15 protein-coding genes and 2 tRNA genes are annotated in these 22,546 nt (G+C 38.5%); 8 read left to right on the plus strand and 9 right to left on the minus strand.

The features are described 5' to 3' along the window. Positions 1–37: 37 nt before the first annotated feature. From ptsP to rplU, 3 genes are all read right to left on the minus strand, one after another. Complete coding sequence (gene ptsP, locus BN200_RS02110; RefSeq protein ID WP_019220771.1) at positions 38–2,536, minus strand: phosphoenolpyruvate--protein phosphotransferase; 2,499 nt, start codon at positions 2,534–2,536, stop codon at positions 38–40. A 1,481-nt stretch (positions 2,537–4,017) separates the two neighbouring features. Next, positions 4,018–4,287 (minus strand): 50S ribosomal protein L27, encoded by a 270-nt coding sequence (gene rpmA / locus BN200_RS02115; protein ID WP_019220774.1) that lies wholly within the window; start codon positions 4,285–4,287, stop codon positions 4,018–4,020. 12 nt (positions 4,288–4,299) lie between these two features. Further along, complete coding sequence (rplU, locus tag BN200_RS02120; protein WP_019220775.1) at positions 4,300–4,791, minus strand: 50S ribosomal protein L21; 492 nt, start codon at positions 4,789–4,791, stop codon at positions 4,300–4,302. Positions 4,792–5,082: 291 nt separating this feature from the next. Between rplU and BN200_RS02125 the strand changes: the two genes are divergently transcribed. Then, positions 5,083–5,173: transfer RNA gene (locus BN200_RS02125), tRNA-Ser, on the plus strand. A gap of 36 nt (positions 5,174–5,209) precedes the next feature. Here the strand turns inward: BN200_RS02125 and pgi are convergent. The 3 genes from pgi to BN200_RS02140 all read right to left on the minus strand — a co-directional run bounded on the left by pgi (position 5,210) and on the right by BN200_RS02140 (position 11,345). Continuing rightward, positions 5,210–6,874 (minus strand): glucose-6-phosphate isomerase, encoded by a 1,665-nt coding sequence (pgi, locus tag BN200_RS02130; RefSeq protein WP_019220776.1) that lies wholly within the window; start codon positions 6,872–6,874, stop codon positions 5,210–5,212. Positions 6,875–7,071: 197 nt separating this feature from the next. Then, on the minus strand, positions 7,072–10,206 hold the full coding sequence (locus BN200_RS02135) for an efflux RND transporter permease subunit (RefSeq protein ID WP_019220777.1): 3,135 nt from the start codon (positions 10,204–10,206) through the stop codon (positions 7,072–7,074). Next, the gene (locus tag BN200_RS02140) at positions 10,203–11,345 is read right to left on the minus strand and encodes an efflux RND transporter periplasmic adaptor subunit (protein WP_019220778.1); all 1,143 of its coding nucleotides are present in this window, start codon (positions 11,343–11,345) and stop codon (positions 10,203–10,205) included. The genes BN200_RS02135 and BN200_RS02140 overlap by 4 nt, the downstream gene beginning before the upstream one ends. A 379-nt stretch (positions 11,346–11,724) precedes the next feature. Between BN200_RS02140 and BN200_RS02145 the strand changes: the two genes are divergently transcribed. The 4 genes from BN200_RS02145 (at position 11,725) to BN200_RS02160 (ending at position 16,747) form a co-directional block, all read left to right on the plus strand. Next, positions 11,725–11,801, plus strand: a tRNA-Arg gene (locus BN200_RS02145). A 618-nt stretch (positions 11,802–12,419) separates the two neighbouring features. Then, complete coding sequence (locus BN200_RS02150; RefSeq protein WP_019220779.1) at positions 12,420–14,093, plus strand: formate--tetrahydrofolate ligase; 1,674 nt, start codon at positions 12,420–12,422, stop codon at positions 14,091–14,093. A gap of 219 nt (positions 14,094–14,312) precedes the next feature. Continuing rightward, positions 14,313–14,546 carry a 30S ribosomal protein S21 gene (gene rpsU / locus BN200_RS02155; RefSeq protein ID WP_019220780.1) on the plus strand — a complete coding sequence of 78 codons (234 nt, stop codon included), beginning with the start codon at positions 14,313–14,315 and terminating at the stop codon, positions 14,544–14,546. A 1,616-nt stretch (positions 14,547–16,162) separates the two neighbouring features. Beyond that, positions 16,163–16,747, plus strand: a complete 585-nt coding sequence (locus tag BN200_RS02160; protein WP_019220781.1) for an SH3 domain-containing protein — start codon at positions 16,163–16,165, stop codon at positions 16,745–16,747. 58 nt (positions 16,748–16,805) lie between these two features. Here the strand turns inward: BN200_RS02160 and irrA are convergent, their stop codons facing one another. Further along, positions 16,806–17,309: an iron response transcriptional regulator IrrA gene (irrA, locus tag BN200_RS02165; RefSeq protein WP_019220782.1), complete on the minus strand. Its 504-nt coding sequence runs from the start codon at positions 17,307–17,309 to the stop codon at positions 16,806–16,808. Between the two features lie 231 nt (positions 17,310–17,540). Here irrA and fabA point away from each other — a divergent pair, with 231 nt between their 5' ends. From fabA to fabI, 3 genes are read left to right on the plus strand one after another with little or no spacing between them, the layout of a single operon-like run. Further along, positions 17,541–18,050 (plus strand): 3-hydroxyacyl-[acyl-carrier-protein] dehydratase FabA, encoded by a 510-nt coding sequence (gene fabA / locus BN200_RS02170; protein ID WP_019220783.1) that lies wholly within the window; start codon positions 17,541–17,543, stop codon positions 18,048–18,050. A gap of 58 nt (positions 18,051–18,108) precedes the next feature. Beyond that, complete coding sequence (gene fabB / locus BN200_RS02175) at positions 18,109–19,329, plus strand: beta-ketoacyl-ACP synthase I (protein WP_019220784.1); 1,221 nt, start codon at positions 18,109–18,111, stop codon at positions 19,327–19,329. Between the two features lie 49 nt (positions 19,330–19,378). Beyond that, positions 19,379–20,197 (plus strand): enoyl-ACP reductase FabI, encoded by an 819-nt coding sequence (fabI, locus tag BN200_RS02180; protein WP_019220785.1) that lies wholly within the window; start codon positions 19,379–19,381, stop codon positions 20,195–20,197. 273 nt (positions 20,198–20,470) lie between these two features. On the opposite strand, the gene BN200_RS09565 is transcribed toward fabI, so the two are convergent. Continuing rightward, positions 20,471–20,692, minus strand: a complete 222-nt coding sequence (locus BN200_RS09565) for a DUF3987 domain-containing protein (protein WP_034988625.1) — start codon at positions 20,690–20,692, stop codon at positions 20,471–20,473. 307 nt (positions 20,693–20,999) lie between these two features. Then, on the minus strand, positions 21,000–22,022 hold the full coding sequence (gene gpsA / locus BN200_RS02190; RefSeq protein WP_019220786.1) for an NAD(P)H-dependent glycerol-3-phosphate dehydrogenase: 1,023 nt from the start codon (positions 22,020–22,022) through the stop codon (positions 21,000–21,002). Positions 22,023–22,546: the final 524 nt, after the last annotated feature.

Below are 22,546 nucleotides of genomic sequence, written 5' to 3' on the forward strand. Positions count from 1 at the left end.
CGAATTTGACTAGTTCCCCCCCTTCAAAACTCTTGCATCACCTTATATCATTGCTAAGGGCACGCACAGCTCGCGCAGTTTCGCACTGTAAGGCTTTTTTCGCTAAAATTCTCATATCCCCAAAACTATGTGCCTGTAAGCATGCTCTTACTGAAGAAATATCACAGGATATCATAGAAAGTTCATGAATCCCTAACCCCGTTAAAATCATCGCTGCAAAAGGATCTCCAGCCATACCGCCACACACACTAACCCAACATCCATGTTTTGCGGCACCTTGAATAGTATGGTAAATCATACGCAAAACCGCTGGATCAAGACTATCAGCTTCAGACACAAGATAAGGATTTTGTCGATCAACAGCCATTGTATACTGCGTCAAATCGTTGGTCCCAATTGAGAAAAAATCAACATGAGCACTCAAAATATCTGCCATAATGGCAGCAGCTGGCACTTCAATCATAATACCAAATTTTAATTTTGGTGCACCAATATCGTTGCGAATCTCTTCTGCAATCTTTTTCATAGCAAAAACTTCTGAAACAGACATGACCATCGGAAACAGAATCCATAAATCACCCCCTTCTTTTGCCGCGCGATAGAGAGCACGCAATTGCGGAACCAAAAGATCACGCCGACGTAATAAAAGCCGTGTTCCCCGAACACCTAAAAACGGATTATCTTCTTGAGATAAATGTAAATGTTTAACCTGTTTATCTCCTCCAATATCGAGCGCACGAATAATTAATGGCTTATCTCCCACAGCTGTAATCATCGCTCGATACACATCAAATTGTGCATCTTCATCCGGAATGCGCGGACTCTCTAAAAATAAAAATTCCGTACGCATGAGTCCAATACCCTCAGCCCCTAAATCCAATGCAAAAGGAACCTGATTTGCGTAATTGACATTAGCCATAATACGAATTCTTTGACCATCTGTCGTCTGTACAGGTAATTTACACACATTACTGTCACGCTTTTGCACGGCAATGCTTATTTGTTTTTCAGCTTCTTCAACATCTTCCGGAATAGGATCAGGATAAACAAACCCATTATCACCATCAATGATAACTTGAATATCTGGTTCTATTGCTAAAATATCCAGTCCCGCAGCCACAACCATTGGAATACCAAGAGTACGTGCCAGAATAGCTGTATGGGACAATGGACCTCCCCATGCTGTTGCTAAACCTCGCACTTTTTTACAATCAAGCTGTGCTACATCAGAAGGAGATAAATCATCTGTAACAAGAATAACACCGTGCGGAATATCATTTAAAAAGAATGATCTATAAGATGGATTGATTTCGCCTAGAACACGACGACCAACATCAACTAAATTAACAGCACGTGCCGCTAATAAAGGATTATCTCCTTTAGAAAGCCTATCTGTAAACTGTCGAATCGCGCTATCCCAAGACCAAGCTACACCATGACCTTCTGCCATAAAACGACAAGCTAGGGCGATCAGATTTTCATCTTCCAGCAAAACCATTTGCGCAGAAAAAATCGCGGCAGAATCTGCTCCCATACGCGCAGTGATATCGTTAATAATTGATATCATTTTATGTTTGGTTTTTGTAAGAGCATTTTCAAGACATGCCTTACCACTTGCAAAACTAATTGGCTGATCGGTTATAGAAATATCATTCTGCTTTAAAACAAAAATCTTGCCAAGAGCTAATCCTGGACTCGCTCCAACACCAGAAATGCTTTTCTGCATAAAACGCGGATACCAGCCGTGAAAAACCTTGGTTTGAGCTTTTATTCCTCTCATCATACATTTTTCACTTATGCTCACTTTCTTCACGACAGAGATTGCTTCCTTTAAAAGTTGCACGCCTTCTGAAGCATCCGTCGAAAAAATCAGAACATCACCGTTTTTTGCTCCTAATTGCAATAAACCAACCAAATTTTTCATTTCAACAGTATACTGACCATGGCGAACTCTGATAGAGCTCCGCGCTTTTTTTGCAAAGTCAACCCAAAGAGAAGCGGGGCGCGCATGAAGACCACTTGGATAATCTAAAGTCCATTCTTGACACACCGAAAGATCACCAAAAAATGTCGTTCCCTTCTTCGTATCCTGACCAAACAGCATTGTAATAATCTGCTGTTTGTCCGCAGTTGTTGAAAGGACTTCAAGCCGTTCCTTATCAAATAAAAGAAGGGTCAATTTTTTGCAAATCTCTCTATAAAGATCCTGACAAGCCGCAATGGCAATAACCAAACGTGCTTTATTGCCATCACACCAATCAACACCTGTAGGAATCTGTATAACAGCAACTGCATCTTTGATAATTAAATCACGATTTTCAACCATTCCATGGGGAATTGCTATACCATTCCCAAGCCAAGTATTCGTTACTGCTTCGCGTTTGAGCATACTTGCCAAATAAGATTTATCAACTGCACCGATTTGCACAAGCAGTTCAGCCGCAGCATGTATCACATCATTTTTATGATCAAAAGCAGCTGCAAGTTTTACAGAGTTTGTAGACAAGATTGCACTCTCGTTAAAATCTCTATTCATTACCTCTGCTTCCTCACATCTTATCATGAAATCTAAACTGCCTCACATTTGAGCATAAATGTTTCTGATAAATTTTATTTCAAAGCTGTATTTTCCAAAATATAAAAAACAATCACGCAAATTTCTTTTGTCTTAAGAAGATCGCTGTTGCAAAAATATAAACTTCAGTGAAACGTCTAAACATCCTCAACATGAGATCCATCACGTGATGAAATTGCGTCATCTACTGAGTAGCTTGAAGCCATTACAGGAAAATCCAACTCTCTCTACCCAAAAAAGATAAATCCTCCATCCAACGCACTAAAAAACTACTTTGAAAATATCTCTACCATCTCAAGTCGTTCAACATAACTTGTCATTACCCCTTCTCTCAAAAAGCAGAAGATCCCAATCATCTAAAACTACATCGAACATTTTTCTTTCTTTCCCCATACTGAGCTACCCTACTTTTACTCCTTACATTATCACAGATTGCTATAAGCGACCTATTGCTATAAGCAATTTAAAATCTTTAATATTCCGCATAGCTAAATATCGCACGACACAAAATCCTCATGCTTACAATCTTGACAAAACTGTAAGCTTTTCTCTCTCAAGTAAATTATAGAAACTGCCCGTTTTACTCTACTCTGTCTGCATATTCGTTAAAGTATATAAACCAAATCCAACAACACTCTCTTCTGCTCGTAATCAAGCAGAGCTCCACAAATAACCTGAATTTCTAAGTATTTTGATAAACAAAATAAATAAGGCACCCAAATAAAAAACATTTTTGCCTTACATCAATCTTTGCTCTTTTGTTGGTAGGTTTACTTTTCATAACGCTTAAAAACAGATAGATCAAAAAACATGCTTAATGTTGCTAATCGCACATAGGTTATTTCGATATCTTCAAACTTCATCCCCTTCTTAATAATACAGCTTCCCTCTTGACTTATTAGAAAATCTTTCAATGCATATCACTGCTTAAAACACAGCTTTGATTCCCTCTTCGTTTTATCTCTTTTACATATCCCTTCTTTTGTAAACTCTAAACAGATCACCTTAGTGGTTCTCACAGTCCTTAAGAATATTATGACCTCTCCAGAAGCTAACAAACTCGTTCATTTTCATCAAAATAAAGGTGCTCCCCCTTCAATTCTACGATAACTCTCTGAAAATAAATCTTCCGGCATTTTTTCAAGCCTATATCTATCCTATAGAGGAAAGAAAAATTTCCTCATCACGCCCTCTCTTGATTATCATTAACCTCCCTTAACATCTTCACTCCAAAGAAAATATGACAGCCACTTTTGCCATTATTTAAGAAAAATATTTCTCCCGATTCTATTTTGTTCTTTGTTCCCCCAAATATCACCCATTTTGGATTATATCATAGAACGCAAAAAAGGAAAGACAGCATCCTGTCTTTCCTTCTCATGTTAAAGATTTTAAAACTAAAATCCAAAGAAATCTCAGCTTATTGCAGAGAACATTCCTACTTATTCTACAACCTCCACCATAGGAATAACAGAAACATACGAACGATTATTCGCTTTCCTTTGAAAAGAAACCACACCATTGGAAAGTGCAAAAAGAGTATGATCCCTCCCTATACCGACATTGTCACCAGGGTGCCAGCGCGTACCACGCTGACGAACAAGAATGTTTCCAGCAATAACAGCCTCACCACCAAATTTTTTAACGCCAAGACGTTTCGATTCTGAATCGCGACCATTACGCGAGGACCCACCAGCTTTTTTATGTGCCATGGATGTTCTCCTTTAATCTTCTTTACTCTTTGATGCTACGGCATCTTGTTTCTGTGATGCAGACTTTTGCTCAGCAGTTTTTTTTGTAGCCTTTTTTACAGAAGTCGCTGCTTTTGTTTCTTGAGCTGTTTCTTTCAATGGAGCTGCTTCTTGTTTAATTGGCTTCGCAGCTGCTTTTTGAGGCTTTAAACCACCCGTTAAAATTTCTAAAATACGAAGTGTCGTTACTTCTTGGCGGTGACCACGCACGCGTTTTGAATTTTGACGACGGCGCTTCTTAAATGCGATAACCTTACGTGCACGTGCCTGTTCTATAATTTCAGCCGTCACCAAAGCATCGGCAACAACAGGTGCACCAATAACCGCACTCTCTTCTTGCCCAATCATCAATATGTCATTGAATTCAACAACATCACCGATATTCCCAATAATTTTTTCAACTTTTACCACTTGGTTAGCAACAACGCGGTATTGTTTACCACCCGTTTTAATGACTGCGAACATTTTTTATCCTTCCGTTCACTCCAGCTCTTATTTTGATTTCTGCCTTAATTAATAAGGGAAAATAGGCTGCTTTTTATCAGTCGTTATAGATTTAAAAGAGAGAAATATTCTCGCAAACACAAACATGCGCAGATTTCTCCACGCTTGCATTCCGAGCATATATGATAGAATTTCTGTTCTCTGTCAATAAAATCCTACAAAAAAACAAAAAAGGGTTGTACTCAAAGCAATTGAAGTTTATCTACCCATCATATACTCAGACAGTGAAAATTTTGTTATAGCTTTTTATATGGAGAGATGGCTGAGTGGTTGAAAGCACCGCACTCGAAATGCGGCATAGGGGCAAACCCTATCGGGGGTTCAAATCCCTCTCTCTCCGCCAAAGTATCAGCCGAAAGGGCATTCTCTTAGAATGTCTTTATTTAAAATGTCTTGCCTGAATATGCGCCAACAAACCTAATGTTGAACTATCACGATTATCCACTTTGTTTTCTCCACGAAGAATTGGGAGCAATTCATTGGCCAATTCTTTACCAAGCTCAACACCCCATTGATCAAATGAATTAATATTCATCAAAATACCTTCGACAAAAATACGATGCTCATAAAGTGCAATGAGACGACCGAGTGCAAAAGGTGTCAATAAATCCTGAACCAGCATTATATTGGGGCGGTTTCCCTCAAAACTTCTATGAAAGGCTAAATTCTCTGCTTCAAATTCACCAACACCATTTTTTAAAAGGATAAGCCGTGTATCTTGAATGCTGCGTCCTTTCATTAAAGCCTTTGATTGCGCTAAACAATTCGCTACTAACATGTCATGCATAGGACGTAAATTTTGCTCATGCCCTTTTATAAATAAAATAAATTCTACAGGAATAACATCTGTCCCTTGATGCAAAAGCTGAAAAAAAGCATGTTGCCCATTCGTCCCTGAATCACCCCAAACAACTGGACCACTTGAAAAAGCTAATGTTTTGCCATCCAAAGAAACCTGCTTACCATTTGATTCCATATCAAGTTGTTGCAAATAAGCTGGAAAACGCGCTAAACGCTGTGCATAAGGAATGATAGCACGTGATGTATAACCACAAATAACACGATGCCAAAACCCTAAAAGAGCAAATCGAATAGGAATATTTTTATGCAAAGGTGCTGTTTTAAAATGTCGATCCATCTGCTGAGCACCTTCGAGAAATTGGCGAAAATTATTCCCTCCTATTGCTAACATCACAACAAGACCGATGGCTGACCAAATCGAATAACGCCCTCCAACCCAATCCCAAAATCTAAAAGTTTTTGAAGAATCTATGCCAAATTCTGACACCTTATCAAGCGCACTTGAAACGGCAACAAAATGTTTGCAAACAGCATCTTGCCCTAAATGTGATTGAATCCATTGACGTGCAATTTGAGCATTTGCAATCGTTTCAGCCGTTGTAAAAGTCTTAGAGGCAATAACAAACAGCGTGGTTGCCGGATTCAAAACAGAGAGAGTATCAGAAATATGGGCACTGTCCGCATTAGAAACAAAATGACAATTTGGACCATCATGATAAGGTTTTAAAGCATGTGTGACCATTGCAGGTCCAAGATCAGAGCCACCAATCCCAATGTTTACAATATCGATTATCTTCTCGCCACTGTTTCCCTTATAGCTACCATCACGGACCATGTCAGAAAATCTTTCCATATCATCAAGAACATCTTGAATATCGTGAACAAGATCATTGCCATCCAACATGAAAACTTCGTCAGCAGGCAAACGTAGTGCAATATGAAGAACCGAGCGTTTTTCAGTTGTATTAATGGCTTTCCCTGAAAACATTGCATCACGCCTGCCTAACACATTTGCTGTAATAGCCAAATCATCTAGCAGTTGCAGTGTTTCAAATGTTACGGCACATTTTGAAAAATCGAAAAGGAGATCATCAAGGTTTAAGGAAAAATGAGAAAAACGCTGTTCATCCTCCACAAAATGCCGACGAATATCATAAACACCCTCTTTTGTTGCATGTCTTCTTAAAGCTTGCAAAGCACTGTGAAAAGCTTTTTCATTTCGAACAAACAAGCTATCTTCCATGGTTTTATCCCACATGGTTACTAACAATAAAATTTACACACCCAAAATAACACCTTAGAGAATTTTTCCTTTGTTACAAATAACTTTTAATCCTTACATCCACAATGGAGTGGTGTAAAAAGTGGAAAGATACAACCAAAAAACGACATTTTTAAAATAAATGTTAAAAAACTAGCAAATATTCTCTACCCGATACGTCATTTAACTTGGCTTAATTCTCTTGTTAAGCGGAGAGCTTCTTCTGATTTTGGTCTCACAAAACGACCAAGAAAGAGATAAACAACCGGTGTGACATAAAGAGTAAAAATAGTTGCTAAACCCAAACCGCCAACGATAACCCACCCCAAAGATGTACGGGCTTCCGCTCCAGCACCTTTGGCTAAAACCAAAGGAATCCCCCCTAAAATAGCACAAATCATCGTCATACAAACTGGGCGAAGGCGAATATTGGCTGCTTCTTCGACAGCCTCACGTACGCTTTTACCTTGATCACGTAACTGATCTGCAAATTCAACAATAAGAATACCATTTTTGGCCATCACACCAACCAACAAAATCAAACCAATTTGACTGTAAATATTAAGACTCACCCCACTTAAAAGCATCGCAATTACAGCACAACCAATCCCTAATGGGACAGTCGCCATGATAATAAATCCTGAAATAAAACTTTCAAACTGTGCCGCCAAAACCAAGAGAATAATCACAAAGGCAATTCCAAAAACAATCATAAAATTGTGAGATGTTTCACCGAGTGTAGCTACTTCCCCTAAAGGAACAATATAACTTCCCTCTGACAATAAAGGAGCTGCTATTTTCTGCACAATTTGATATGCGCTCCCTAAAACGAAATGGGGAGCAAGATTTGTGCTTAAAATAACAGCACTCATGCGTTTCTCTCGTTTTAACTGAGGGGCAATGGCTTTTTCATGCAGGTTCGCAATAACCGATAAAGGAACATATTGATTGCCTTTGGTTTTTAAAAAAATGTTTTCCAAATCATGGGGATTATTAAGAGGAGTCTTACGCGATGTTAGTTTAACATCATAAGAATGGTCATCCACATAAACCGAACCAATTTTTTTTCCATCCAACATTGCTTGTAATGTATTGCCCAAATTGGTGATATCAATTCCTAAATCAGAGGCTTTTTCTCGATTGATTTCAATAAAAAATTGCGGTTGTGTCGCATCAACTGTAAGCCGTGGGCGAATAAAATGCGCATCAGCTTGCAAAGCATTCACAAGTTCCTCTGCAATTGGCTGTAATTTTGTATAATCATTTCCAAGAATTGCAAATTGTAACCCTTGACCCGTGCCTCTAACGCCTAAAGAATTTCCTTGCGCTGTAAAGGCAAAAACTGTCGGAAATTGTTTTACCTTTGCATTAACATCTTCCACGATCTCTTGTTGAGTACGCAAGCGCCTATCCCAAGAGGAAAGCAATAAAATTAAAAAAGCAGTATTGGGCGAACCACCAATACCAGCAATAGAGTAGCTGTTAGCAATCTCTCCAGAATCGCGTAAAGGTTGTAAACTTTTTTCAATCTGCTCTACCTGTTCATTCAGATATTGTGTTGAAATACCCTGTGGTCCATTAATGACCAAAAAGATAAGGGCTCTATCTTCTGCTGGCGTTAGTTCCTGTTGTAATTTCGTAGAGCCAGCAACACAAAGACCGGCAAAAATAAGCGAAGCAAAAACAACTATCCAAGGTCTTGCCAAACATTTATGCAGACTATAACGGTATCCTTTACTAAAAAAAGAGCCTAAATTATACAAAAAAGTAAAATGAAGCGCTCTTTCCTCATAACTTCCAGTATGCCCTCTCAGAAAACGGGAAGCTAACATGGGACAAAGTGTTAAAGCAACAATCGAAGAAAGCAGAATAGAAATTGCTAATACAAAACCAAATTCTTTAAAAAGTGCTCCAACTTGCCCAGGAAGAAAAGAAATAGGTACAAAAACGGCAACTAAAGTCAACGTTGTTGCTAAAACAGCAAAAAATACTTCTCGTGTTCCCAACACCGCTGCTGCCCGAGGACCAAAACCCATATTGCGCCACCGAACAATATTCTCAAGAACAACAATCGCATCATCCACCACAAGTCCTGTTGCTAAAACAAGTCCTAAAAATGTGAGAATATTTAATGAAAACCCTACAAGGTAAATGGCAGCAATTGTCCCAATCAAAGCAACAGGAATAGATAAGGCAGGAATAAGCGTTACACGCACATCTCTTAGAAAAAGGAAAATAACCAAGATAACACTGAGAACCGCAATAACCAATGCAACCTCGACTTCATGAAGGGCACTCTTAATGAAAATGGCATCATCACTAATAATACTCATCTGCACAGAAGAAGGAATAACCGTTTTGAGATGATCGACAACCGCTCGAATACCTTGCGAAATATTCAGGGTATTGGATTGTGCTTTGCGCACAATCCCCAAACCAATGCCTGTTTTGCCGTTGATACGAAGAATAACTGTTTCTATATCAGGTGACAAAGTAACATGCGCGACATCACCAAGACGCACATGAGATTTTAAAACAACTTGTTCAAAAGCTTCCGGTGTTGTTAAACGTGCAGTTGCACGAACAACTAAAGTTTGCGTAGAATTGCGTAATGACCCCACCGGTACATCCGTTTTCATATCAGCAAGAACACGTGAAATATCCGCTACGGTTAACCCATGGCTAGCAAGTCTTGCCTGATCAACATCAATCTGAAAAATCTTCGTGCGTGCACTATCAACCTGAACATCACCAACACCCTCAACAGCAGAAAGCGCATCAACAATTTGATCGTTTACAACCATTGTTAAATCATCAATACTCATCGTTGGTGATGTCACAACCAAATACATCATCGCAACAGCATTTGAATCTGCTTTAATGATCAACGGTGAATCCGCATTCTTTGGTAAAGAATAAGTAATGCGAGAGAGCACATCACGAATGTCAGATGCTGCAACATTTAAATCAACACCAACATTAAAATTAATCTCCACACGTGAACGGCCAAAAGAAGATGTTGAAGAGATCGTTTTAACACCTGAAACACGAGAAACGGCATCTTCTATAATTTTTGTAACTTCACGATCTATTGTTTCCGCCGATGCTCCAGAAAAAGCCGTCATGATTGTCATCACTGGAGTATCAACATCCGGGAGTTCTCGTATATCAACATTCAGCCAGGCAACAAACCCTGCTATTATAATCATAGCATTTAAAACAAAGGTAAAAACCGGTCTGCGAATAAATAAAGCAATTATACCACCTTGCTCTTCCTGTGCTCTATGCTGTTTTGTGCTTACATCTTCACTCATTGTACATCCTGCTTGGGAAGTGCTGATAATTGCTGTTGATGTTTTTTTGAATCATCAATCGTTACCTGACTTCCTGGATAAAGCATTTGTACTCCCTGAATGACAATTTGATCACCCTTTTTGAGAGCTGCTTTCACAAACACTTGATCTGCTTTATGCTGAATGATTGATACTGGAATGGGCTCTACTTTCCCATCTTTCACACGCCAAACAAATGATCCTTTGCTGTTCCATTGAATCGCAAGAGGATTAACAACAGGAAGCAATCCACCATAAAATTGCAACGCAACAGAAAAAGACATACCAGACATGAAGATATCTTTTTCATTCTTGATTTCAATCTGAACATGAAGTGTGCGGCTTTCTGGATTAATAACATTATCAATCGCATAAATATGACCAACAAAAGTTTTATCCGGCTGTGCTGTTAATGTCGCAGTCACTTCATCTCCTTTATGAATATGCGATGCGTACCGTTCAGGAACCCATATATCGACTAAAATACGTTCTCTATTCTCAACACGACCTATTACAGTATTAAGAGATACAGCATTGCCTTCATCAATGGGTAAAATACCAACAATCCCGCTAATCGGTGTACGAATTGTTCGCCGTTCAAGATCTAACTCAGCATTACGCAAAACCAAATTCGCATTATCCAGCTCTAAGCGCGCAGTAATTTCTTGAACCTCTGTTGCTGTCTTGCTGGCACGTAATTTAAGAATACGTGAAAGCGTTAATGCACTATTATCACGTTGTACTTTTGCTTTTGCAGCCGCTATTTCTTCCTTTTTAGAATCAAGCTTTGCAATAACATCACCCTCTTGTACTTTTGTACCAGCTGATACAAAAAACTTATCAATAACACCTGATGACCAAGGGGTTAACTCCACCGATGTAAATGCTTGTCCACTCCCAAGCACATTCAACTGTTCATGAAAATCTTGAACTTTTACAAGATCAATAACAACCTTTGTTGGCGGCCTTCCCATGGAAACTTTTGAGAGTTTATGAGAGGTATTTGTCGTTTTATCCACTAATGGAATAAATTGTTCTGAACTCTTTTTCCCTGCCCAATAAGTAACCATCAAAATGACAACAAAACACATCAGAGGAAAGATTTTTTTTGAAAACTCCATACACCTATCCTTACTGTTTCATGAATATGCAAATTTGTCTGAAACAGTCTTCAACACTAATATCCGAGTTTTACATAAAAACCGAATTGCAGGTAGCGCACCTCACTCCCCCACCGTAAAACACATATCTCATCTCTTTATTGACTATCTTTCATAAATTAAAACGTCAAGTTAACTATCGTTCATATTGATTTGCCCCGTCGTTAATACAACAAAAATAACTCTTGCTAAAATACAACTAAAACTAGAAACACACTGTAGCCTTTTTAAAAATGGACCCTCCATAAAAAGATAAAATTTTTATTTTTACCAAGTTTCACTTGCAATTCCTTCATGAAACGATTAGGAACCCTTTCTTAATGAGATAAAAATTAGAAGTGCACCCGTAGCTCAGCTGGATAGAGCACCAGACTACGAATCTGGGGGTCAGGAGTTCGAATCTCTTCGGGTGCGCCATTCATGGAGTTTCTCTTTCTCTTCAGTTAGTTATTGAAATTAGTAAACAGAAATTTAGTGCGTTATTTTTTATCACCTGTTATGCATTATCACAGAACAAAATGTTTGCTTTTTGACTGCGAATCAGGATTACTTTGCTGAATATTTTTTCAACGTACCGAATGCTTCACATATTTTTATTCGTCAAAAATAAAGATTTTTGAAGATCTTTTTACATTTTTTCACTCAAAACCGAATATTCTGTCCTCTTTTGCAAATTTTGCATCCTTTTAACTAAACTCTCTTCCACAAAACTTGAAGATATAGAAAATCTGAATAGAATATACTGTTGGAAGAATAAAAGAGCATCACAAAATGCTCTTATGAAAAAATATCGTATAAAGAAGTTTTTCCTGAATCATGCATTTCTTTTTAAAGCTTGTCAGAATGAAAAACGAAGCGATTCCTCATTTTTCTAAAAAACTATAAAACCTGCTTTTGCTCCACTTTAGCATTCCTTCTTGCAGACTATATCATTGATCTTTATGATGTCTTGTGCACTGTATATTAGAGTTCCTCTCGTTCGTTTATAATACACACGCTTAATGTCAACAAAAGCCACATGTAAAGAATTTTTCCATGCCTAAGACAGATATTGAAATTGCTCGCTCTGCTCAAAAGCAACACATCACTAAAATTGCGCAAAAAATCGGTATTGCACATGAAAATCTCATTCCTTATGGACATGATAAAGCTAAAATTTCTTCTGCATATATAAAATCGCTTAGTAAAAATCCCGATGGTAAACTTATCCTTGTTACGGCTATCAATCCAACACCTGCCGGAGAAGGAAAAACAACAACAACCGTTGGTCTTAATGATGCTCTCAATCTCATTGGAAAAAAAACCATTGCCGCCTTGAGAGAACCGTCTCTAGGTCCCTGTTTTGGTGTAAAAGGTGGTGCTGCTGGAGGTGGCTATGCTCAAGTTGTACCAATGGATGATCTTAATTTGCATTTTACCGGTGATTTTCACGCCATTACAGCTGCTCATAATCTTCTTGCTGCAATGATCGATAATCATATTTACTGGGGGAATACTCTCAATATTGATCCACGCCGCATTGTGTGGAAACGAGTCCTTGATATGAATGACCGTGCATTGCGCGATATCGTTATTTCATTGGGAGGAGTAACCAACGGATTTCCACGTCAAACAGGTTTTTATATTACTGTTGCATCAGAAATTATGGCTATCTTTTGTCTCGCTGAAAATCTAGAAAATCTTGCGCAGAGACTCAAAAAAGTTATTGTTGCCTATCGCTATGACAAATCACCCGTAACCGTTGCTGATCTTCATGCAGAAGGCGCAATGACAGTTCTGCTTAAAGATGCCATGCAACCCAATCTCGTACAAACAATTGAAAATAACCCTGTTCTTGTTCACGGAGGACCTTTCGCCAACATTGCTCATGGCTGTAATTCAGTTATTGCAACAAAAACTGCCTTAAAACTTGCCGATTATGTTGTTACAGAAGCGGGATTTGGAGCTGATCTTGGAGCAGAGAAATTCTTCAATATTAAATGTCGACAAACTGGTCTTGTACCAGATGCTACAGTGATTGTCGCAACAATTCGCGCATTAAAAATGAATGGTGGTGTCGATAAAAATAATCTTAAAGAAGAAAATATCACCGCTTTACAAAAAGGCGCAGCCAATCTTTTACGGCATATAAGAAACATGGAGCACTACGGTATCCCTTGTGTTGTCGCACTCAATCATTTTGATACCGATAGCGATACTGAAATAAGTGCGCTACAGAAAATAGTTGCAACAACTGGACACAAAGCTGTTCTTTGCAAACATTGGAAACAAGGTGGAAAAGGCGCCATAGAACTTGCTCAAGAACTTGTTACCTTAATTGAAGAAAAAAATGCCCATTTTAAAGTTTTGTATCAAGATGAGCTCCCTCTCGTTCAAAAAATTAATTGTATTATAAAAAATCTCTATGGTGGACGTGGAGCCATCATTCCAGCTCCTCTTCTCAAACAACTTGAATCTTGGCAACAAGAAGGTTACGGCTCGTACCCTATTTGTATGGCTAAAACACCCTACTCGTTTTCTGCTGATCCTACTCAATACGGTGCTCATGTTGATTTTGAAATTCCTGTACGCGAAGTTCGTCTTTTGGCAGGTGCGGGCTTTATTGTCATCATTTGCGGAGATATCATGACTATGCCTGGTTTACCGCATTCCCCTATCGCTGAAAAAATTTATCTTGACGAAAATGATCAGATACAAGGACTTTCATAAGCTTGTCCTAGTGAACGAAATCATTCATGATTAAAAGCATCTTAGAGTAAAAAGATGAGAATTTTAAAAAGCAATATAGACAAACACCTTCTTTATGTGATATCTACGTATATCTTTATACGTATGATAGGCGTGTAATGTGCATCCTTTTAGGTCTATATTTAAAAGGAAATGGTTTTTTCATATTATTTGTGACATTAGAATAAAGCAGGATAAATAGTGCAAGTACTCGTTCGTGATAATAATGTTGATCAAGCGCTACGCGCTCTGAAAAAAAAGATGCAGCGTGAAGGCATTTTTCGTGAAATGAAAATGCGTGGTTATTATGAAAAACCATCAGAAAAGCGTGCTCGTGAAAAAGCTGAAGCTGTTCGTCGTACACGGAAGCTTGCACGTAAGCGTGCACAAAGAGAAGGTCTTATTAGCAACGGCCGGAATTCTCCGCTGAAATAATATCCCTGTATTTATTTAGTATAACGTGTTCATGTGGTATAAAATTCCTTTGGTCATGGTATAGAGATAAAAAGGCTACGAAGTTTCTCCTTCTATTGTAAGTTGGGTTTTTTATATCACGTGCGTTGCTTAGGGATGTTTTCCGTATTCGTTATTTGAAATGATGCGTAATTTTTTCTAAAGAGCATTGGCTATTCTTATCTTGTAGCTATTTTCAAGCAGTAGGAGCAGCCTATCGTTTGAGATTGTTTAAAGTTTTTTTGCTACAAAGAGTGCCTCGTTCCTTGTCAATGGTTTTTCTGTCATCTCCTAAGGTAGTTTTTTTCTTTGCTTATTCCATCTGGAATGATTTTCTTACTTGGAAACATCTAACATCCTTTAGCTCCTTAATCTCAGAGAAAAAAAGCACATGTTGTTCTCATAATATGCGAGTGTGTCCATAAAGGCAGTTATAAATGCGATCTCTTCTCATTTGTTAAATGAATCGATAAGATTCTGTAATTTTGAATGCCTCATAATGACTCGGAATGAACGTGTGCTCATGCAGCTTGATCTGCTTATTTGGTACAGTATTAGGCAATTAATAAAATTATTTTAGCCGACTATGATCAAATTGAAAAGTTTATAAAAAGCGTTGCCTTTGAGGAAAGTTGTCTTTAGGTTAAAGAAGTGAGAAGTTAACCTTATCTTTATAGTGACCTTCCCTTAATGGGGTTAAGCCGCTCACGTAAAACAGAACACCATTGGATTGCCCATTTACGGGTTTGTTAAAAAAACATCTCTCAAGGCATCCAAGCCCATTTCACAACAGCGTCCGTGAAGAGTATAACTGTAAATCCATTGACACCCCCATCTTTATGCCTGTGAAACAGTAAGCCAGTATCATCATACTCTTTTACCAACCCGCAATGTTGCGACAGCTCTTAGTACTTAAGATGGTTCATAAGAGGCATATTTACTATTTTCTTCTATAGTTTTTATCCAGACGCTCATTCCGCTTGCAACGTATAAGCGAATCATTTTGATTGATTCAGCATAGCGAGATTTGAAATGAGAGAAGCCTACGTTGTTCAGGGTTCTCATTCAAGTTGAATAACGCTAAATTATCATTATAAATCAATACTTTGTATCAATATCACTCACGCTTTTACATTTACAAAGATTCATTCATCGCTTGATACATCCACTATCAAAGTGCTTTTCAAGGCATACACTAATCTCTTGATTGACCCATTATCGAACAATTTTTTTTGATTCATAATACGAGTATATTCGTATCCCCGTTTCAAAAATAAACAAAGTAAAGAGACACAAAACCTTACTCCTATTTTTTATATAAAATTGATACAGCGCTGCAAGACACTCAGTCTTTCCAATATTTATCTCAAACGTGCAATTCTATAAAAGCTGAATATTCATTTACGGGTGTATTTTTAAACACCGCGACCGTTAAAAAATTCAAATTTTTCCTTATTTCTACCGTTATTTTTGTAAAAATTTGCTGACTGTTTAGATCTCTTTAACTATCGATATGTCATAGCTTTGATCAGTTCTCACTCCTATCTTACAGGTCTTAAATTCACCGATATAAAAACGAAGAGATAAAGGGTTTCAGTGTGCAAGATTCTCGTTGGTTTCAATTTTCCGTGCTTGCATTATGTCTCTTAATAGCAGAAGCTTTTATATTTAATTCACCTCGTTTTTTACACGCACAAACACTCAATCAAAATTTAGGGCAAAATTTAGGGCAAAATTTAGGACCAAGTGGCTTACCATTGCCACGATTTGCTTCAATTAAGCCTACCCGCGTTAATGTGCGTGTTGGGCCAGGGAGTGGTTATGCTATCATCTTTACCTACACAAAACAGGGCTTACCTATTGAAATCATTCAAGAATACGATCAATGGCGCAAAATTCGTGATGCCGAAGGCGATGAAGGTTGGATCTATCAATCACTTTTATCAGGAAAACGAACCGCTATAACTATTCCATGGCAAAAAGATAAAACAAAAAGGCTAATGCTTCGCAAAAGCCCAGCAGATAACGCAGAAGTTGTAGCAGAAGTTGAGCCTAATGTTATTGGTAATATTCGCCAATGCAATGGACACTGGTGCGAAATCAGCATTCAGAATACCCGCGGATGGTTTTATCAATCACAGTTATGGGGAATCTATCCTGATGAAAAAATAAACAGTTGGTGATTGTGTAAACTAATTCAGTTTAATTTTCATCCCTTTTTGTTGCATTCTCACAGTTCTCTCATCCAATCAATTTTTTTGGTTTTAAACGAACTATCAAATCCACATGGGAAATTTCCATACCCTCTGGTGGTTGAGGCAAATTGCCAATAATAGGAGCTTCTTCCAAATTGCATGGAATATCAAGAATACGATTTTCGCCTTCTATATAAAAATGGTAATGATCAGATGTATTGGTATCAAACCAAGTTTTAGAACCTTCTACAGCAATAATCCTTAACAATCCTGCTTCTGTAAATTGATGCAGCGTATTGTAAACAGTTGCTAAAGACACAGGAACACCCAATTTAATTGCTTCTTCATAAAGCTCTTCAGCGGCAATGTGGCGATTACCTTGTGAAAAAATCATATTAGCAAGCTCTAGTCGCTGGCGTGTTGGCCTTAAACCATTTTGACGCAAATGCTTTTCCAACATAGATATGGAATAACACCTCACAACTTTTCCACAGTCTTTCGTGAACTGTTCTTCTTCATTAAAACCTAAATTATCTGCGTTTACTGACATGATAAAAACCAAAATGTATTTCTGTTCCCATCAAACTAAAACACAAAAAAATGGGGACAGTATGATATAATTTTTTATTCCATTTTAAATAACTAGCCATGCAGGATACATAAAAAAGGGCTGCTGTCATTAAAAAATAATATAAAACATTTCCCTCTCCTTAAAATTTGCTCTAAAAGTAGGTTGGGGAAAAGCGCAGAAGAAAAATATACGCAAATAAATGGAGTAACAATGGCTGAACAAAAGTCTCGCTACACTTATGAGGAGCTTCTAAGCTGCGCTCGCGGCGAAATGTTTGGTAAGGGTAATGCACAATTACCAGCACCACCAATGTTGATGGTCCATCGAATCACTGACATTAATGAGACTGGCGGTGAATACAATAAAGGAATGGTTCGCGCTGAGTTTGACATTACTTCAGACCTATGGTTCTTTAATTGCCACTTTATAGGCGATCCCGTCATGCCAGGATGTCTTGGTTTGGATGGCATGTGGCAATTGACAGGTTTTTTTCTCGGCTGGTTAGGTGAACCAGGAAAAGGGAGGGCTATATCAACAGGTGAAGTAAAATTATCAGGTATGGTAACTCCACAAACTCAACTTCTTGAATATGGAATAGATTTTAAACGTATCCGGCGTGGAAATTTGGTCTTGGGAATAGCAGATGGATGGGTGAAAGCAGATGGAGAAAGCATTTATAAAGCAAGTGATTTACGCGTTGCTCTGTTCAAAGAAGACTAAAAAACTATTTCCATTAGAGGGTATATTTTACTATTCTTTATGAAACAAGGAGGTATGAATGCGTCGAGTTGTCGTAACTGGTATGGGAATCGTCTCCGCAATTGGAAATAACCCAGAAACCGTTTTAGCCAGTTTATATGAAGCAAAATCTGGGATTTCTTACGCACCTCAGTATGCCGAATTAGGCTTTCGTAGTAGAGTTTACGGTAAACCTGATATCAATATAGAAGAACTTGTTGATAGACGTGCTCTGCGTTTTCATGGACGTGGAACAGCTTGGAATCATATCGCCATGGATCAAGCAATTGCTGATGCGGGTTTAGAGCCCCATGAAGTCTCCAATGAACACACAGGGATTATTATGGGCTCTGGAGGAGCTTCAACGCAGTCAATCGTTGAGGCCGCTGACATTACACGTCAAAAAAGTCCAAAGCGTGTTGGCCCTTTTGTCGTACCTAAAGCAATGAGTTCTACAGCATCCGCAACACTTGCAACTTTTTTCAAAATTAAAGGAGTGAACTATTCAATCTCTTCTGCTTGCGCTACTTCTAATCATTGTCTTGGAAATGCTTATGAGATGATACAATATGGCAAGCAGGATCGCATCTTTGCTGGTGGCTGCGAAGATCTGGATTGGACATTATCTGTTTTGTTTGATGCCATGGGTGCTATGTCCAGCAAATATAATGACGTACCAGAAAAAGCTTCTCGTGCGTACGATGCTCATCGCGATGGATTTGTTATTGCTGGTGGAGCTGGAGTTTTGGTTCTTGAAGAACTAGAATGCGCTAAAGCACGTGGTGCAAAAATCTACGGAGAAATTGTTGGTTATGGTGCGACATCCGATGGGCATGATATGGTTGCTCCATCAGGAGACGGAGCAGAGCGATGCATGCGTATGGCATTGGCAACCGTGAAGAATAAAATTGATTATATTAACCCCCATGCAACAGCAACACCTGTTGGTGATCCTCCTGAAATAGAAGCGATTCGTCGTATCTTTGGAGCAGGTGATCAATGTCCACCTATTTCCGCTACAAAATCTCTGACTGGTCACTCCTTGGGAGCAGCAGGTGTTCAAGAAGCAATCTATACACTGTTAATGATGAATCATAATTTTATTTGCGAAAGTGCCCATATTGAAGAGCTTGATCCAGCTTTTGCCGATATGCCAATTGTGCGTGAACGCCGTGATCATCAACAACTTAATACTGTCTTGTCAAATACCTTTGGCTTTGGCGGTACCAATGCAACGCTCATTTTCCAACGTTATGGATAAATAGGAATTCTTAGCTGATTTAAAAAAGCACGGTCTTACGGAGAATAATATGAAAGGTTTGATGGAGGGCAAACGTGGCCTTATTATGGGGGTTGCAAATGACCATTCAATTGCTTGGGGCATCGCGTGTCAACTTGCAAAAGCAGGCGCTGAATTAGCATTTACCTATCAAGGAGATGCTTTCGGAAAACGTGTTCAACCCTTAGCAGAAAAAATTGGCTGCAAATTAGTACTTGAGTGTGACGTTGAAAAAATTGAAAATGTTGATCGTGTCTTTGATCGTCTTGAAAAAGAATGGAAAACTATAGATTTCGTTGTTCATGCTATTGGTTTTTCAGATAAAAATCAACTAAAAGGACGTTATGTTGATGTGACAACACGTGAAAATTTTAAGCGCACAATGGTTATTTCGGCTTATTCCTTTACTGAAATTGCCCAACGTGCGGGTAGGCTTATGCCTCATGGTGGTACGCTTTTAACACTCACTTATGGCGCTTCACAGCAAGTTGTTCCTAATTACAATGTTATGGGTGTTGCTAAAGCTGCTTTAGAGGCTATGGTGCGTTATTTAGCTGCTGACTTTGGTGCTCAGAATATTCGCGTTAATGCAATTTCAGCCGGTCCTATTAGGACCTTAGCTGGTAATGGTATTGCAGCTGCACGAGCAATTTTTTCACATCAACGCCGAAATGCGCCCCTACGCCGTAATGTAAATATTAATGAAATTGGAAAATCTGCTCTTTACCTGCTTTCTGATTTATCTTCAGGGGTCACTGGTGAGATTCATTATGTTGATTCAGGTTATAACATTATGTCTATGCCAATTCTTGAAGAATTAAAACAAAGTGAAGAAGCTCAAGGAGAATGATTATCCATAACTCTTTTAAAATAGAAAATGGTTACTTGTATACCGCTTAGATACATATTACGTGCTTTTTCTCAGGTGAATGACATTGAGAATGGAGGGCTTCTTTTTTAAAGATATGGCTTAAACAGTAATAAATTTTTGTATGTTTAAGTCATAGAGCATAAAAAAAACTGGCTCTTATGAATTTCCGGTTCTAAAGCTCACCGCTTTTAAAATAATCAATGTGATCTTTTGTCAGTTTCTGTCTTGTTATGGTCATATCTCTCATATGACTTAAAAGGTACTTTTCCCAGCACAATGCTGTTTGAAGGTACCTCTGATTTCGAAATGCCCACCTTCGATAATTTCAAAAATCAAGGCAAGGCTTGCTATGGCTTTGGGCATTTTCAAAAGATGCGCTTGTAAGTTTTCAGAAAGGTCATTCCCTTTGACTTGTTTTAAAATCTTTTCCATCCATTCACGAAACATCTCTTGAGCTTTAGGAGAAAAACGCATCACAAACGGGTGTTTTGACAAGCCTAGGAAGTTTCTCATAAAGAGACTGAAACACATCCCTTCATAGTCCTTCTAAGCCTCTTGATTGGGATTCTCTCAACCAAGTTCCAATCTTTTGTATCATCGGAAAAGACCAGTATTTGAAACTGTTGGATAAAACCATCATTGCCTTTGCCATATGAAACATTGCGTATAAAGGGCAGAATGCGTGAGGATTGATGCCCCCAATTATTGATAAGGTTGCATGAGGAATATAAATAGCTCCCTGTCCTATACGGTCATAAGTAAATGGGCTATCTCCATTAAATTAAAAGCGTCCTGTATCATACATCTCATCTTTGAGTTCACGGCTTAGTAATGCATTAGCCGCTTTGGATACACTTTTACCACAATAGAGCACCTGGTAAATTTGCTCTGTAATTGGCATTTCTACCCCAATACGTTGTGCTAACATATGCACTTCTCTGGTATTTAAATAACCTTCAACAATCTGACCAATCTGTTTTTTTGCTTCTTCTCTATCCATTCCTTGCCCAAGCAGCATTCCAAAACGGCGATTGCGCGACTGATTATCGGTACATGTTAAAACCAGATCCCCTAAACCTGTCATGCCCATAAATGTTGAAAGCTGCGCACCCATAGCAATACCTAAGCGACTAATTTCAGCTAATCCTCGTGTGATGAGAGCTATTCGCGCATTTGCTCCAAATCCCATACCATCTGATATTCCTGCACCAATAGCAATGACATTTTTGACTGCTCCACCTAGTTGAACACCGATCATATCTGGATTTTTATAAACTCTAAAACTTTTATCACAATGAAAAAGTTGCTGGAGTTCTTCACTAAATTCAGCATCAGAAGCTGCTACAGTAATTGCTGTAGGCAAACCAATAGCAAGCTCCTTAGCAAAAGTCGGTCCAGAAAAAACAGCTAAAGGGATTTTATCACCTAGAATTTCACGTGCAACTTCTTGTAGGAGGCGTCCCGTACCATGCTCCAAGCCTTTGGTTGCCCAAATAATCCGTGAATGTTGATCTAAGTAAGGTCGGACATTGTACAATACCTGATGAAATACATGGCTTGGAACAGCGATTAATATATTGCGACTTGTCGTTATTGCAGTTTTAAGCGAATCTTCAGGGCATAGATTATCAGGAAATTGAACATCGGGTAAAAATGCTTGGTTACAACGATGTTTCTGTAATTCCTTGATATGCTGAGGATTATATCCCCATAGGAGAACATGATGGCCATTACGAGCAAGCACAATGGCTAATGCAGTACCATAAGAACCGGCACCAATAACTGTCATTGAAACCGCATGCATTAAATTTCCTAATGATTTCTCAAATCTTTGATTTAATTGTATGTTATTATTGCAAAAATCTTCAAGTAAAAGACTTTCATATAAATTAACTCGCTCTGAAACATCCCTTCTTTATGACTTTACTTTAACATACTATAAACGATCTTTTAAATGCCCTCATTCTCTCTGTACTAAATTGTGTCAACACTTCTGCTTGTAGATTTATAAAACGAGTGTTGTCTCGAAGACCAATAAGATTTTATTAAATTATCTATAGATTTCATTATTTAAAATAAAAACACATTCACAATCGTAACAATAAAATTCTAAATAACCCTTCGCCTACCAGCTTCGCACAAACATTTACACATACCAAAGCCCACAGGGCTGGCAAGATGGCTAGGGTATCTCTGCCCGGTAACCATCTAACTCTTTACAATATCTGCCCCGCAGTTGTACTTACTTGGGCATATCAGAGCCTGGTGCAGGCTCTACAGGTGTCTGCATAGCGGGAGCTTGCCCCATAGGCATTCCAGAGCCTGGTA

The organism is Bartonella senegalensis OS02 (assembly GCF_000312545.1).
GTDB lineage: Bacteria > Pseudomonadota > Alphaproteobacteria > Rhizobiales > Rhizobiaceae > Bartonella > Bartonella senegalensis.